Source organism: Streptomyces sp. NPDC006610, from assembly GCF_040611575.1.
Lineage (GTDB): Bacteria > Actinomycetota > Actinomycetes > Streptomycetales > Streptomycetaceae > Streptomyces.
On sequence record NZ_JBEXOP010000044.1, the window covers coordinates 1 to 15,106 of the forward strand.

At 73.0% G+C, this 15,106-nt stretch carries 12 protein-coding genes; 7 read left to right on the plus strand and 5 right to left on the minus strand.

Going from position 1 to position 15,106, the window contains the following annotated elements:
* Positions 1–439: 439 nt before the first annotated feature.
* Positions 440–1,096, minus strand: a complete 657-nt coding sequence (locus tag ABZY13_RS28020; RefSeq protein ID WP_356635531.1) for an MBL fold metallo-hydrolase — start codon at positions 1,094–1,096, stop codon at positions 440–442.
* A 52-nt stretch (positions 1,097–1,148) separates the two neighbouring features.
* A complete protein-coding gene (locus ABZY13_RS28025; RefSeq protein WP_356635533.1) occupies positions 1,149–1,835 on the minus strand; it encodes a maleylpyruvate isomerase family mycothiol-dependent enzyme in 687 nt (228 codons plus the stop codon).
* Between the two features lie 223 nt (positions 1,836–2,058).
* On the opposite strand from ABZY13_RS28025, the gene uvrA reads away from it, so the two are divergent.
* Positions 2,059–5,106 (plus strand): excinuclease ABC subunit UvrA, encoded by a 3,048-nt coding sequence (gene uvrA / locus ABZY13_RS28030; RefSeq protein ID WP_356635536.1) that lies wholly within the window; start codon positions 2,059–2,061, stop codon positions 5,104–5,106.
* 92 nt (positions 5,107–5,198) lie between these two features.
* Here the strand turns inward: uvrA and ABZY13_RS28035 are convergent, their stop codons facing one another.
* The gene (locus ABZY13_RS28035) at positions 5,199–5,774 is read right to left on the minus strand and encodes a YceI family protein (RefSeq protein ID WP_356635538.1); all 576 of its coding nucleotides are present in this window, start codon (positions 5,772–5,774) and stop codon (positions 5,199–5,201) included.
* 101 nt (positions 5,775–5,875) lie between these two features.
* On the opposite strand from ABZY13_RS28035, the gene ABZY13_RS28040 reads away from it, so the two are divergent.
* A complete protein-coding gene (locus tag ABZY13_RS28040) occupies positions 5,876–6,757 on the plus strand; it encodes a helix-turn-helix transcriptional regulator (RefSeq protein WP_356635540.1) in 882 nt (293 codons plus the stop codon).
* 88 nt (positions 6,758–6,845) lie between these two features.
* Here the strand turns inward: ABZY13_RS28040 and ABZY13_RS28045 are convergent, their stop codons facing one another.
* Entirely contained in the window at positions 6,846–7,766 is a 921-nt protein-coding gene (locus tag ABZY13_RS28045; RefSeq protein ID WP_356635542.1) for a carbohydrate kinase, read from the minus strand.
* 122 nt (positions 7,767–7,888) lie between these two features.
* Here ABZY13_RS28045 and ABZY13_RS28050 point away from each other — a divergent pair, with 122 nt between their 5' ends.
* On the plus strand, positions 7,889–8,311 hold the full coding sequence (locus tag ABZY13_RS28050; RefSeq protein WP_356635544.1) for a Rieske 2Fe-2S domain-containing protein: 423 nt from the start codon (positions 7,889–7,891) through the stop codon (positions 8,309–8,311).
* Between the two features lie 112 nt (positions 8,312–8,423).
* On the opposite strand, the gene ABZY13_RS28055 is transcribed toward ABZY13_RS28050, so the two are convergent.
* Complete coding sequence (locus ABZY13_RS28055; RefSeq protein WP_356635546.1) at positions 8,424–9,371, minus strand: hypothetical protein; 948 nt, start codon at positions 9,369–9,371, stop codon at positions 8,424–8,426.
* Between the two features lie 220 nt (positions 9,372–9,591).
* On the opposite strand from ABZY13_RS28055, the gene uvrC reads away from it, so the two are divergent.
* The 4 genes from uvrC to whiA all read left to right on the plus strand — a co-directional run bounded on the left by uvrC (position 9,592) and on the right by whiA (position 15,093).
* A complete protein-coding gene (gene uvrC / locus ABZY13_RS28060) occupies positions 9,592–11,676 on the plus strand; it encodes an excinuclease ABC subunit UvrC (protein ID WP_356635548.1) in 2,085 nt (694 codons plus the stop codon).
* A 473-nt stretch (positions 11,677–12,149) separates the two neighbouring features.
* Positions 12,150–13,049: an RNase adapter RapZ gene (gene rapZ / locus ABZY13_RS28065; RefSeq protein ID WP_356635631.1), complete on the plus strand. Its 900-nt coding sequence runs from the start codon at positions 12,150–12,152 to the stop codon at positions 13,047–13,049.
* Positions 13,046–14,113, plus strand: coding sequence for a uridine diphosphate-N-acetylglucosamine-binding protein YvcK (gene yvcK, locus ABZY13_RS28070; protein WP_356635550.1), 1,068 nt, complete (start codon positions 13,046–13,048; stop codon positions 14,111–14,113). The genes rapZ and yvcK overlap by 4 nt, the downstream gene beginning before the upstream one ends.
* Positions 14,104–15,093: a DNA-binding protein WhiA gene (gene whiA / locus ABZY13_RS28075; protein ID WP_356635552.1), complete on the plus strand. Its 990-nt coding sequence runs from the start codon at positions 14,104–14,106 to the stop codon at positions 15,091–15,093. The genes yvcK and whiA overlap by 10 nt, the downstream gene beginning before the upstream one ends.
* The last annotated feature ends 13 nt before the right edge of the window (positions 15,094–15,106 follow it).

Below are 15,106 nucleotides of genomic sequence, written 5' to 3' on the forward strand. Positions count from 1 at the left end.
GCCCCGACCGGCCCGGCGCGAGTCGCCGAGTCGCCGAGTCGCCGAGTCGCCGAGCCGTCGACTCTCTGCGTCTTGCCGGGCCTCCGCGTCACGGAGTCACGGAGCATGTCGCCCGGGCCGCCGGCCGAGGGCGGGGATGATGGGACCGGCGGCCCGTTCCGCGCGGGCGCCGTCGTTCCGCGCGGGGCTGCCTCCAGTGGACCGCGCCGCCGTGGGCAAGGGGAGCGCGCGTCGAAGACGGGTGCGTGCGAAGTGTGCACACGGGGCGCGCGTCCGACGGCTCACGCCCCGCGGTCCGTTCTCTTCACACCCTTCGGCGTTCCGGCGCACTCCGCCGCGCCCCGACGTGCACGCGTTCACCACCCCCGCCCGTGCGGTTCGCCCCCCGCCCGTGCGGTCAGGGCCCCCGGTGCGTCCGGTCGCCGGCCCCGCGTCCGGATCACCACCCGCGAGCGTGCCACTCCGGCAGATGCGGGCGCTCCGCGCCGAGCGTGGTGTCGTCGCCGTGCCCGGGGTAGACCCAGGTCTCGTCCGGCAGCACGTCGAAGATCTTGGTCTCGACGTCGTGGATCAGGCTGGCGAACGCCTTCGGGTCCTTGTGCGTGTTGCCCACGCCGCCGGGGAACAGGCAATCGCCGGTGAACACGTGCGGATGGCCGTGCGGGTCGTCGTAGACCAGGGCGATCGAGCCCGGCGTGTGTCCGACGAGGTGGCGGGCGGTGAGTTCCACACGGCCCACGCGGATCACGTCCCCGTCGTCCACGAGGACGTCGGTCGGCACGGGGATGCCCTCGGCGTCCTCCCGGCCGGCGTACGTGCGTGCGCGGGTGGCGGCGACGACCTGCGCGAGGGCCTGCCAGTGGTCGGCGTGCCGGTGCGTGGTGACCACCGACGCGATGCCGTCGTCGCCGATCGTGCCCAGCAGGGCGTCCGCGTCGTTCGCGGCGTCGATCAGCAGCTGCTCGTCCGTGGCCCGGCAGCGCAGCAGATAGGCGTTGTTGTTCATCGGGCCGACCGCGATCTTGGTGATCATCAGGTCCTTGAGCTCGTGCACGTCGGCGGGGCCACCGACGTGCACCTCTCCGCTGTAGGTCATGGACGCCAGCCTAGTCCCGGCAGGGCCCTGCCGAGAGGCGGTCGTCCGTCGGCTAGAGCGGGGGCAGCGCCGGCAGCGGGCCGCCCGTCACCGTCAGCCCCGAGCCCTCGCGGCGGCCGGCCAGCCAGCCCAGCAGGTCGGCCCGGCCGCCCGTGACGGTGACCGCGGGCTCCTGCGCGTCCCCTCCCGTGCTCCACGCGCGCGTGCCGTCCGTCAGACGGGTCGCGGGCACCTCCGGGTGCCCGGCGAACCGCTGCGCCAGGAAGTCGACGTACCGCTCGGTGAACTCGGCCGGCATGTCCTCCAGCTCGTAGCCGATCCCCAGGTCCACGTGGTGCAGCTCGATCTCCGCCCACCGCCGGAACGGCAGCCGGGACGCGGAGTCCCGCACGCCGCCCCGCAGCTCCAGCGTGCGCGACCAGTCGGCCGGGACCGCCGCCACCTGCTGGAGGCGCTCGGCGCTCTCCCGCACGTCGGCGAGCTGTGCGTCGAGGGGGCGGGGGGCGCCCGCCTCGATGTCGGCGTCGCGGGCCTCGGCGGAGACGTACATCGGACGGCCCTCGAGGACGTTCACCATGGCGTCGGCGTTGCGGGCGATGTGGGCGAGGACATGGCCACGGGTCCAGCCGGGCAGTCGTGACGGCTGCGTCACAGCGGCGTCGTCCAGTTTGCCGACCGCGGTGAGCAGCCGCTCGGTGGCGTCACGTACAGACGCCAGGTCATGCGCGTGATCAATCATGGTCCGACCCTAGTCCGCGCCACACCTTCGGGTGAAGATGGCCGACTCCCGCCGGTAATCGAATGCGCGTGCTATATGGTCGGACGCGGCGTCGGGCATCCTGGAGAGTCGGGGTTTGTTGACAACCCGTGAATCCGTCCGGCGTTGTCAGTGGCTCCCCCTAGTCTGAAGAAGCACGGGGGCCCCGCCCCTGTCACTTCTCTCAAGAAAGGTGCGGACCGGCGTGGCCGACCGTCTCATCGTCCGTGGCGCGCGCGAGCACAATCTGAAGAACGTCTCGCTCGACCTGCCGCGCGACTCGCTCATCGTCTTCACGGGCCTCTCCGGGTCGGGCAAGTCCTCCCTGGCCTTCGACACCATCTTCGCCGAGGGCCAGCGCCGCTACGTCGAGTCGCTCTCCTCGTACGCCCGCCAGTTCCTCGGCCAGATGGACAAGCCGGACGTCGACTTCATCGAGGGCCTCTCGCCGGCGGTCTCCATCGACCAGAAGTCGACCTCGCGCAACCCGCGCTCCACGGTCGGCACCATCACCGAGGTCTACGACTACCTGCGCCTGCTCTTCGCGCGCATCGGCAAGCCGCACTGCCCCGAGTGCCGCCGGCCGATCTCGCGCCAGTCGCCGCAGGCCATCGTGGACCGGGTGCTCGAGCTGCCCGAGGGCAGCCGTTTCCAGGTGCTGTCCCCGCTGGTGCGCGAGCGCAAGGGCGAGTTCGTCGACCTGTTCGCCGACCTCCAGACCAAGGGCTACTCCCGCGCGCGGGTGGACGGCGAGACCGTCCAGCTGTCCAACCCGCCGACGCTGAAGAAGCAGGAGAAGCACACCATCGAGGTGGTCGTCGACCGCCTCACGGTGAAGGACTCCGCCAAGCGCCGCCTGACCGACTCCGTGGAGACGGCCCTCGGCCTGTCCGGCGGCATGGTCGTGCTCGACTTCGTCGACCTGCCGGAGGACGACCCCGAGCGCGAGCGCATGTTCTCCGAGCACCTGTACTGCCCGTACGACGACCTGTCCTTCGAGGAGCTGGAGCCGCGCTCCTTCTCCTTCAACTCGCCCTTCGGCGCCTGTCCCGACTGCACCGGCATCGGCACGCGCATGGAGGTCGACCCGGAGCTGATCGTCCCCGACCCGGACAAGTCGCTCGACGAGGGCGCCATCCACCCCTGGTCGCACGGGCACACCAAGGACTACTTCGGCCGGCTCGTCGGCGCCCTCGCGGACGCCCTGGGCTTCCGCACCGACATCCCCTTCGCGGGGCTGCCCCAGCGCGCCAAGAAGGCCCTGCTGCACGGCCACAAGACGCAGGTCGAGGTGCGCTACCGCAACCGGTACGGGCGCGAGCGCCGGTACACCACGGCCTTCGAGGGCGCCGTGCCGTTCGTCAAGCGCCGGCACAGCGAGGCCGAGAGCGACGCCGGCCGCGAGCGCTTCGAGGGCTACATGCGCGAGGTGCCCTGCCCCACCTGTGAGGGCACCCGCCTCAAGCCGATCGTCCTCGCGGTCACGATCATGGGGAAGTCGATCGCCGAGGTCTCCGGCATGTCGATCAGCGACTGCGCCGACTTCTTGGGCCGGCTCAAGCTGGACGCCCGCGACAAGAAGATCGCCGAGCGGGTGCTCAAGGAGGTCAACGAACGCCTCCGGTTCCTGGTCGACGTCGGCCTGGACTACCTCTCGCTCAACCGCGCGGCCGGCACCCTCTCCGGCGGCGAGGCCCAGCGCATCCGTCTGGCCACCCAGATCGGTTCCGGCCTCGTCGGCGTGCTGTACGTCCTGGACGAGCCGTCCATCGGCCTGCACCAGCGCGACAACCACCGGCTGATCGAGACCCTGGTCAGACTCCGCGACATGGGCAACACGCTCATCGTCGTGGAGCACGACGAGGACACCATCAAGGTCGCCGACTGGATCGTGGACATCGGCCCCGGCGCCGGCGAGCACGGCGGCAAGGTGGTGCACAGCGGCTCCCTGAAGGAGCTGCTTGCCAACGCCGAGTCGCAGACCGGGCAGTACCTGTCCGGCAAGAAGGCCATCCCGGTGCCCGACGTCCGGCGCCCGCGCGACCCGTCCCGGCAGCTCACCGTGCACGGCGCCCGCGAGAACAACCTGCGGGACATCGACGTGTCCTTCCCGCTGGGCGTGTTCACCGCGGTCACCGGTGTGTCCGGCTCCGGCAAGTCGACGCTGGTCAACGACATCCTGTACACCCACCTGGCGCGCGAGCTGAACGGCGCCCGCAGCGTGCCCGGACGGCACACGCGGGTGGCCGGCGACGACCTCGTGGACAAGGTCGTGCACGTCGACCAGTCGCCCATCGGCCGCACCCCGCGGTCGAACCCCGCGACGTACACCGGAGTCTTCGACCACATCCGCAAGCTGTTCGCCGAGACCACCGAGGCGAAGGTCCGCGGCTATCTGCCCGGCCGCTTCTCCTTCAACGTCAAGGGCGGCCGCTGCGAGAACTGCGCGGGCGACGGCACGATCAAGATCGAGATGAACTTCCTCCCGGACGTGTACGTCCCGTGCGAGGTCTGCCACGGCGCCCGGTACAACCGGGAGACCCTGGAGGTCCACTACAAGGGCAAGTCCATCGCCGAGGTCCTGAACATGCCGATCGAGGAGGCGATGAACTTCTTCGAGGCCGTCCCCGCGATCTCCCGTCACCTCAAGACGCTGCACGACGTCGGCCTCGGCTACGTCCGGCTCGGCCAGGCCGCGACCACCCTGTCCGGTGGCGAGGCGCAGCGCGTGAAGCTCGCCAGCGAGCTGCAGAAGCGCTCCACCGGCCGCACGGTCTACGTCCTGGACGAGCCGACCACCGGTCTGCACTTCGAGGACATCAGCAAGCTGCTGAAGGTCCTGTCCGGACTGGTCGACAAGGGCAACACGGTCATCGTCATCGAGCACAATCTCGACGTGATCAAGACGGCGGACTGGGTCGTCGACATGGGCCCCGAGGGCGGCGCCGGCGGCGGTCTGGTGGTCGCCGAGGGCACGCCCGAGCAGGTCGCCGGGGTCCCGGCCAGCCACACCGGGAAGTTCCTGCGGGAGATTCTCGGCGCCGACCGGATCAGCGACGCCGAGCCGGTGCAGGCCCCGCGCGGGACGGCCCGCAAGACGGCGACCGCCGCCAGGAAGGCGGCCCCCGCCAAGACCACCGCGGCCAGGACCACCGCGGCCAGGACCGTCACCGCCAGGACGACCGCCGCCGCGAAGACCGCGGCCGGCAAGACCGCGGCGAAGAAGTCGACGGCCCGGGCCCGCAAGGACTGACGGCCGCACGGGCCGCGTCCCGCGCGGCGACACGCGACGGCGCCGGAGTCCCCAGCGGACCCCGGCGCCGTCGGCCGTGTACCCGCGGTCGCTCAGCCCTCGGCGGACTCCGCGCGGGGCTCCACGAACTGCATGTCCAGCTGGATCTTGACCGCGTCGCCCAGCAGCCCGGCCCCGAAGTCCAGCCCGAAGTCGCTGCGCCGGATCTCGCCCGTCGCCTCGAACCCGGCGTGGTTGCGCCCGTCCGCGGGGGTCCCCACGACCCCGCCGAACTCCACGGAGAGCGTGACCGGACGGGTCACCTCCCCGATGGTCAGCTCCCCTTCCATCGTCCAGTCCTCGCCGCCGCCGGTGATCCGGGTCGAGCGGAACGTCATCGTCGGGCGCTTCTCCACGTCGAGCAGATCGGCACTGCGGGTGTGCGCGTCCCGGTCGGGGTTGCCGGTGTCGATGGAGGCCAGCGCGATCTCGGCGGTCACCTCGACGTCGTCGAGGGTGTCCCCGACCCGCAGCCCCGCCCGCACCTCGGAGAACCGTCCCCGGACCTTGGAGATCCCCAGGTGGCGGATGGTGAAGTTGACGGCCGAGTGCAGGGGGTCGAGCTCCCAGTCGCCGGACCGGAGCGGAAGGGGGGAGACGGTGGGGGAAGCGGTGTCGTTGTTCGTCATGCCGCCACTCTGACGTCGTTCGCGCACGGCAGGGAGACCGGGCGGAGAGTGGTAGTGACAGGGCCACCCTCCGCAGCGGTCCGCGCGGTACGTTCGGGGGCGTGAGCGACAACGAGCTGGGCGCCTTTCTGCGGATGCGACGCGAGGCCGTCACTCCGGCCGAGGCCGGGCTCCCCACCGGCCCCCGCCGTCGCACCCCCGGCCTGCGCCGCGCCGAACTGGCCACGCTCGCCGGCATCAGCGTCGAGTACCTCACCCGGCTGGAACAGGGCCGCGACCGCAACCCCTCCGCCCAGGTCCTGGGCGCCCTCGGCGACGCCCTGCGGCTGTCCGTGCCCGACCGGATCCTGCTGCACCGCCTCGCCAAGGCGCACGGCGGCGACAAGGCGCTGTGCGCCGCGGCGACCCCGCCCTTACGCACGGTCCGTCCGACCGTGCGGGCTCTGCTCGACCGGCTGGAGCCGACACCGGCCGTGCTGCTCAACTGGATCGGCGACGTCGTCGCCCACACCGACGGCTACGAACGGCTCGCCCGCCCCCTCGGCCTGCTCGACGGACGGCAGCCGAACATCCTGCGCTATCTGTTCACCGACGACCGGGCCCGCGCCGCCTTTCCGGCCTGGGACCGGCTCGTGGACGAGCAGATCGCCCATCTGCGCCACGAGGCAGCCCTGCACGACCCGCATCTCGTCACCCTCGCGGAGGAGCTGACGGTCACCGCGGGGGGAGCGTTCAGCGAGCGGCTCGCGGCCGTGCCCACGCTGCCCGCCCGGTTCGGCACCGATGTCGTGGAGCATCCCGAGGCGGGGCTGCTGCGACTGTCGTACGAGATACTCGCGCTGCCTGACGAAGGCCAGCGGCTGGTCGTCCATCTCCCGGCGGACGAGGCCACGGCCACCGCGCTGGACCGGCTCAACGGCCGCAGACCGGGCGCGCTGCGCGCCGTGGGCGGCCGACCGCCCAGCTCTTCCGCGGTCGGCTGACGCCTTGTCCGTCGGCGGCGGGCCGACCGCCTCGTCCGTCTGCGGCCGACTGGCGGTCCTGCCCGTCGGCCGACCGCCGCCCCGCCCTCTACGGCCGGCCCAGCTCGCCCACCTCCGAGGCGTACGGCGGCTCCGCGCCGGCCCGGGAACAGGTGACCGCCGCCGCCCGCGCCGCGAACCGCAGCAGCCGCGTCCAGCCGTCCGCGCCGAGGGAGGCGAGGGCCTCGGGGGAGAGGGCGTCCCAGGTGGACAGTCCGTGCAGCAGGGCCGCGTTCACCGTGTCGCCGGCGCCGATGGTGTCCACCACGTCGACCCGCTCGCCCGGCACCGAGTGCTCCGAGCCGTCCCGCGTGAACACCGTCAGCCCGTCGCCGCCCCGGGTGATCACGACGGCCGACGGACCGGCCGCGAGCCACTCGCGCGGGGCGCCGCCCAGCCAGTGCGCGTCCTCCTCGGAGAGCTTGAGCAGCGCGACGGACGGCAGCCAGCCCTCGAACCGGGCCCGGTAGGCGTCCGCGTCGGGGATCAGGCCCGCGCGCACGTTGGGATCGAGCGCCGTGAAGACGCCCTGCGCGGCGGCGCGCCGCATCAGGTCCTCGTACGCGCTCGCGCCCGGCTCCAGCACCAGCGAGCAGGTCCCGAAGGACACCGCGCGCGTGCCGGGCGGCAGCCGGTCCGGGGCGGCGAACAGGCGGTCGGCGGTGCCGTCGACGTAGAACGAGTACCCGGCCGAGCCGCCGGCGTCGATCGTGGCCACCGCGAGGGTGGTCGGCTCGTCTCCGCGCTGCACCGCGGAGACGTCCACCCCCGCCTTGCGCAGCCCGTCGAGCAGGGTCTCGCCGAAGGCGTCGCGGGAGGTGCGGGAGCAGAAGGCGGTCGGGGAGCCGAGCCGGCCCAGGGCGACGGCGGTGTTGTACGGGCCGCCCCCGAGCGCCGGCCGCAGCGGCGCGAGGGCGTCCGGAGCCTCCGGTACCAGGTCGATCAGGGCCTCACCGGCGACGACGATCACGAAGGGTTCCTTACGTCATGGGGCGTTGGTCGGGTCACTCGTAGCAGAAACCCGCCTGCCGGGCCACCGGCCGCCCCCCGCTATCGTCGCCGTGCACCGCCCCGCGATCCCTGGAGCCCGTCATGCCCGCCCGTCCCTCCGCGAGCCGCCGTACCGTCCTGCGCACCGCGGCCCTCGTACCGGCCGCCGGTCTCGGCCTCGCCGCCTGCTCTCCGGGCGAGAGCCGTACGGCGGCCCTGCCCACGGCGCCGGTCGACCTCGGCGAGGAGAGCGAGGTCGCCGAGGGCGGCGCGGTGCTGTACCGCGATCACAACGTGGTGGTCGGCCGCACCGAGGACGGCTCCCTGCGCGCGTACAGCTCGGTCTGCACGCACGCGGCGTGCCCCATCAACAAGCTGGAGGGCACGAAACTGATCTGCCCGTGTCACGGAAGCGAGTTCGACGCCCTGACCGGCGAGGTGCTGCACCGCCCGGCGACGGTGCCGCTGAAGGAACTCCCGGTCCGGGCCGAGAACGGCAGGATCGTCGCGGGCCCGGCAGCCTGACCCCCGAGGTCCCGTCGGCCCTGCGCCGACCGACGAGGCCGTGGCCCCTTGCGCTGACTGCCGAGGCCCGTGACCTCTGCGCTGACTGCAGAAGCCCGGTCGGCCCCTGCGCTCACTCCCACTCCCAGGCGATGCCCACGATCCCCGAGCGCACCCGCGGCTCCACGATGTGCACCGAGCGGTGGCGGCCGGTGAGCGGCAGCTCCTGGCGGCCGCTGCGGGGGGCCGCCGTAGAGTGCTGGGTGAAGCGGTGGCAGCGCACCGGGAGGGCCTGTGCGTCGAAGCGGACCTGAAGGGCGTACTGGCCGCCGGCGGGGCCGAAACCGCGCACGTACTCGCGTGACACGCCGGCCGTTCCGTCCTCGACGCCGTAGCGGAAGAGGAACGTGTCGCCCGCCCGCAGCCGCGTGTCGAACATCAGCTCGGCGACGACGACGCCGGTCTCCCGGTGCCGCCGGACGCGTCCCGTGCGGCAGTTCTCCAGGGCCAGCACCGCCATCCTGTCCGGGGCGCAGCCCGGGTCGCCGTGGTGCACGGCCACGAAACGGTCCACCCCGTCCCGGTGGGCGCGCACGATGTGGTGCGACTCACGCCCCACAAGCTCCCGGCGCGCCCCGATGCGCACCTGTTCATGGTGGCCGAGCATGTGCAGGCCGCCGTCGAGCGGCGCGTCCAGCTCGGCCAGCAGCCGTTCCAGAACGTCGGAGGCCTCCACCCGGGAGCGGTAGGAGCGGGTGCCCGGGTGCCGGACGACCGTCTCCTCGTCGGCCTCCGCGAGCAGCCGGATCAGCGACTCCTCGGGCAGCTGGAGTATCTCCTCCAGTGCCCGAACGGCCCGCAGCGACTCCGGGCGCTGCGGCCGGCGGGCGCCCTGCTGCCAGTAGCTCAAACTGGTGACGCCGACCTTCACGCCGTACCGCGACAGATGGTGCTGCACGCGCTGCAACGGCAGGCCGCGGGCGGCGATCGCGGCGCGCAGCGCGACATGGAACGGGCCGCCCCGCAGGGCGGTGTCCAGTTCCGCCGCGGCGGCGTCCGCGTGCTGTGTGGCGTGCGGCATGTGAGGCGGCCTCTCTGTGACGGTTCACCGGCTGGTCGGGCCGGTCGACGCGGGTCCTCGGGCCCACCTCCCACCGGCGCCGGCGCCCCGTCGTGTCGCGCGTCGCCGTGCACGGTCCCGAGTTCCACCGCATTGAAGCGTGTCGACCATGGCTCGACAACACCTGGCGCCGAACCGCGGCCCCACCGCGGTGTCGGCACCCGCCAGTAGGGTGTGAGACATGGCCGACCCCTCCAGCTACCGCCCCAGGCCGGGTGAGATCCCGGACTCCCCCGGGGTGTACAGGTTCCGTGACGAGCACCGCCGGGTGATCTACGTCGGGAAGGCGAAGAGCCTGCGCCAGCGCCTGGCCAACTACTTCCAGGACCTGGCGGGCCTGCACCCGCGCACGCGCACCATGGTCACCACGGCCGCGTCCGTGGAGTGGACGGTGGTGTCCACGGAGGTCGAGGCGCTCCAGCTGGAGTACTCCTGGATCAAGGAGTACGACCCGCGGTTCAACGTCAAGTACCGCGACGACAAGAGCTACCCCTACCTCGCCGTCACGATGGGCGAGGAGTTCCCGCGCGTGCAGGTCATGCGCGGGCACAAGAAGAAGGGCGTGCGCTACTTCGGGCCCTACGGGCACGCGTGGGCCATCCGCGACACCGTCGACCTGCTGCTGCGGGTCTTCCCGGTGCGCACCTGCTCGGCCGGCGTCTTCAAGAACGCCGCCGGCACCGGCCGCCCCTGTCTGCTCGGCTACATCGGCAAGTGCTCCGCCCCCTGCGTCGACAAGATCTCCGCCGAGGACCACCGCGACCTCGCGGAGGAGTTCTGCGACTTCATGGCCGGCCGCACCGGGACCTATCTGCGCCGCCTGGAGCGGCAGATGGCCCAGGCCGCCGAGGAACTGGAGTACGAGCGGGCGGCGCGGCTGCGCGACGACATCGGGGCCCTGAAGAAGGCGATGGAGAAGAACGCCGTCGTGCTCGCCGACGCCACCGACGCCGACCTGATCGCGGTCGCCGAGGACGAACTGGAGGCGGCCGTGCAGATCTTCCACGTCCGCGGCGGACGCGTGCGCGGCCAGCGCGGCTGGATCACCGACAAGGTGGAGGAGATCACCACCGGCGCCCTGGTCGAGCACGCCCTCCAGCAGCTGTACGGCGAGGAGACCGGCGACGCCGTCCCCAAGGAGGTGCTGGTCCCCGCGCTGCCCGATCCGGTCGAGCCGGTGCAGGAGTGGCTGACCGGGCGGCGGGGGGCGAACGTCTCGCTGCGCATTCCGCAGCGCGGGGACAAGAAGGCGCTGATGGAGACGGTGCAGCGCAACGCCCAGCAGTCGCTCGCGCTGCACAAGACCAAGCGCGCCTCCGACCTGACCACGCGTTCGCGCGCGCTGGAGGAGATCGCCGACGCGCTCGGCCTGGACAGCGCCCCGCTGCGCATCGAGTGCTTCGACGTCTCCCACCTCCAGGGCGACGACGTGGTGGCGTCGATGGTCGTCTTCGAAGACGGCCTCCAGCGCAAGAGCGAGTACCGGCGCTTCCAGATCAAGGGCTTTCGGGGGCAGGACGACGTCCGGTCCATGCACGAGGTGATCACGCGCCGCTTCCGTCGCTATCTGGCGGAGAAGGAGCGCACGGGCGAGTGGACCGACGGTGAGGAGACCGTCGCCGCCGGCGCCGACGGCGACCTGCCGGCCGCCGTCGAGAACACCCTCACCGAGGACGACGGCCGCCCCAAGCGCTTCGCCTATCCGCCGCAGCTCGTCGTCGTGGACGGCGGCAGGCCACAGGTCGCGGCGGCGCGGCGGGCCCTGGACGAGCTGGGCATCGACGACATCGCCGTGTGCGGGCTGGCCAAGCGGCTGGAGGAGGTCTGGCTGCCGGACGACGACGACCCCGTGATCCTGCCCCGCACCAGCGAGGGCCTCTACCTGCTCCAGCGCGTCCGTGACGAGGCCCACCGGTTCGCGATCACCTACCAGCGCGCCAAGCGCTCCCAGCGCTTCAAGTCCGGCCCGCTCGACGAGGTGCCCGGGCTCGGCGACACGCGCAAACAGGCGTTGATCAAGCATTTCGGTTCGGTGAAGAAGCTGCGGTCCGCGACAATCGACCAGATCTGCGAGGTTCCCGGCATAGGCCGCAAGACGGCGGAGGCCATCGCCGTGGCGTTCGCCCGGGCGGCCCCGGCCGCACCCGCCGTGAACACGGCTACCGGAGAGATCATTGAGGACGAGGAGCCCGAAACGACGGCGGGCTCCTCGGGGGAGCCCGTGACCGCGGGCGCCCCGGACGAGCGACGGGGGCAGGAGACATGACCGAGCACGAGACGCAGCCCGCTGCGGAACGCAACCCGACCCACGAGGCGGCGGCCGGAACCGGGGGGCCGACGTCCGGCGCCGCGGGTCCACGCCCGGCGGACGACCGGCCGTCCGCCGACCGGGCCGCGGAGCGGCCGGACGACGACGGGCGGCCCATGGCCGCGGCTCGGGCCGCCGACGGGCCCGGCCCGGCCGGGCAGGACCCGGCCCGGCCGGCTCCGGCCGGATCGAATGCTGCCGGATCGGGGGCTGCGGGATCGAGGGCTGCTGGACTGGCCGCGGCCCGGCCGACGGCACAGGGCCAGGCCCGGGAGGGGGCTGCCGGATCGGAGGTTGCCGACCCGGCCTCGGCCCGGCCGGCCGAGCAGGGTGCGAGCGCCCACGGCGCGACCGCGCAGGACGCGGGCGGGCATGACGCCGGGCTGCCCGGTGACGGAGTGCAGGACGCGGGACAGGTGGACGGAGAGCAGATGAGTACGGCTGGTGAGGCCGGCGGGGTGCCCGAGGCCGCGATCCCCGAGCTGGTGATCATCTCGGGGATGTCCGGGGCCGGGCGGTCCACGGCCGCCAAGTGCCTGGAGGACCTCGGCTGGTTCGTCGTGGACAACCTGCCGCCCGCCCTGATCCCCACCATGGTGGAGCTGGGCGCCCGCTCGCAGGGCAACGTCGCGCGGATCGCCGTCGTGGTCGACGTGCGGGGCCGCCGGTTCTTCGACAACCTGCGCGAGTCCCTCGCCGACCTGGAGGCCAGGAACGTCACCCGGAGGATCGTTTTCCTGGAGTCCTCCGACGATGCCCTGGTCCGCCGTTTCGAGTCGGTGCGCCGCCCCCACCCCCTCCAGGGCGACGGCCGCATCGTGGACGGCATCGCCGCCGAGCGCGAGCTGCTGCGCGAGCTGCGCGGCGACGCCGACCTGGTGATCGACACCTCCAGCCTCAACGTGCACGAACTGCGCGCCAAGATGAACGCCCAGTTCGCCGGCGAGGAGGAGCCCGAGCTGCGGGCCACCGTGATGTCGTTCGGCTACAAGTACGGCCTCCCGGTCGACGCCGACCTCGTCGTAGACTGCCGCTTCCTGCCCAACCCGCACTGGGTCCCGGAGCTGCGCCCCTTCACCGGCCTCAACGAGGAGGTGTCCGGGTACGTCTTCAACCAGCCCGGCGCCAAGGAGTTCCTCGACCGCTACTCCGAGCTGCTCCAGCTCATCGCCGCCGGCTACCGCCGTGAGGGCAAGCGGTACGTGACCGTCGCCGTCGGCTGCACCGGCGGCAAGCACCGCTCGGTCGCGATGTCGGAGAAGCTCGCCGCGCGCCTCGCGGCCGAGGGCGTGGAGACGGTGGTCGTGCACCGGGACATGGGACGCGAATGACCAAACGTACGTTGCGGCTCAGCAGGCTGCGCCGGGCCGTCCCCGAGGGGCGCGGCGGCCGGCCCGCCGAGCCCCGCGGGGGCCGGGCGCGCCGCCGGGGCGCCCAGCCCAAGGTCGTCGCCCTCGGCGGCGGCATGGGCCTGTCCGCCTCGCTCGCCGCGCTGCGCCGGATCACCGGCGACCTCACCGCCGTCGTCACCGTCGCCGACGACGGCGGCTCCAGCGGCCGGCTCCGCGACGAGCTGGGGGTGCTGCCGCCCGGCGACCTGCGCAAGGCCCTGGCCGCGCTGTGCGGGGACGACGACTGGGGCCAGACCTGGGCCCGCGTCATCCAGCACCGCTTCCAGTCCGGCGGCGAGATGCACGGCCACGCGGTCGGCAACCTGCTGATCGTCGCCCTGTGGGAACAGCTCGGCGACCATGTCCAGGCCCTCGACCTGGTCGGCAGGCTGCTCGGCGCGCAGGGCAGGGTGCTGCCCATGTCGGCCGTGCCGCTGGAACTCCAGGCCCTGGTCAGGGGGCACGACCCCGAGCGGCCCGACGCCGTCGACACCGTCCGCGGCCAGGCCAACGTCGCCCTCACCCCGGGCGAGGTGCAGTCCGTGCACCTGGTGCCGGGCGCCCCTCCCGCCGTCCCCGAGGCCGTCGAGGCCGTCCTGGACGCCGACTGGGTGGTGCTCGGCCCCGGCTCCTGGTTCTCCTCGGTGATCCCGCATCTGCTCGTGCCCGAGCTGCTGGACGCCCTCACCGAGACCAAGGCCCGCCGGGTCCTCTCCCTGAACCTCGCCCCGCAGCCGGGAGAAACCGAGGGCTTCTCCCCGCAGCGTCATGTGGAGGTTTTGGGACGACACGCCCCTAAACTCGCCCTGGACGTGGTGCTGGCCGACGAGGCGGCCGTGCCCGACCGCGACTCGCTGACCGACGCCGCCCGGCGTCTGGGGGCCGCGGTCGAGCTGGCCCCGGTGGCCCGTACCGACGGAACCCCGCGGCACGACCCGGAGCTCTTGGCCGCCGCGTACGACCGTATTTTTCGGATGCATGGAAGGATCGGCCCATGGCGATGACGGCAGCGGTGAAGGACGAGATCTCCCGGCTCCCCGTCACCCGGACCTGCTGCAGGAAGGCGGAGGTCTCCGCCATTCTGCGGTTCGCCGGCGGCCTCCACCTGGTCAGCGGGCGCATCGTGATCGAGGCGGAGCTGGACACCGCGATGGCGGCCCGCCGCCTCAAGCGGGACATCCTGGAGATCTTCGGCCACAGCTCGGAACTGATCGTGATGGCGCCCGGCGGGCTGCGCCGCAGCTCGCGCTACGTCGTCCGGGTGGTAGCGGGCGGCGACCAGCTGGCCCGGCAGACCGGCCTCGTGGACGGTCGCGGACGCCCCATCCGGGGTCTGCCCCCGCAGGTGGTCTCCGGGGCCACCTGCGACGCCGAGGCGGCCTGGCGCGGCGCCTTCCTGGCCCACGGCTCGCTCACCGAGCCCGGCCGCTCCTCCTCCCTGGAGGTGACCTGCCCCGGCCCCGAGGCCGCCCTCGCCCTCGTCGGCGCCGCCCGTCGGCTGTCCATCGCGGCGAAGGCCCGCGAGGTGCGCGGCGTGGACCGGGTGGTCGTCCGCGACGGCGACGCGATCGGCGCGCTGCTCACCCGGCTCGGCGCCCACGAGTCGGTGCTGGCCTGGGAGGAGCGCCGGATGCGCCGCGAGGTCCGCGCCACCGCCAACCGGCTCGCCAACTTCGACGACGCCAACCTGCGCCGCTCCGCCCGTGCGGCCGTCGCCGCCGGCGCCCGCGTCGCCCGCGCGCTGGAGATCCTCGGCGACGACGTGCCCGAGCACCTCGCCGCCGCCGGCCGGCTGCGCATGGAGCACAAGCAGGCCTCCCTGGAGGAGCTGGGCGCCCTCGCCGACCCGCCGCTGACCAAGGACGCCGTCGCCGGCCGCATCCGCAGACTGCTGGCCATGGCCGACAAGCGCGCCGCCGACCTCGGCATCCCCGGCACCGAGGCCAACCTCAGCGAGGAACTCGCCGACAACCTCGCGGGCTGACTCCGGCCCTCAC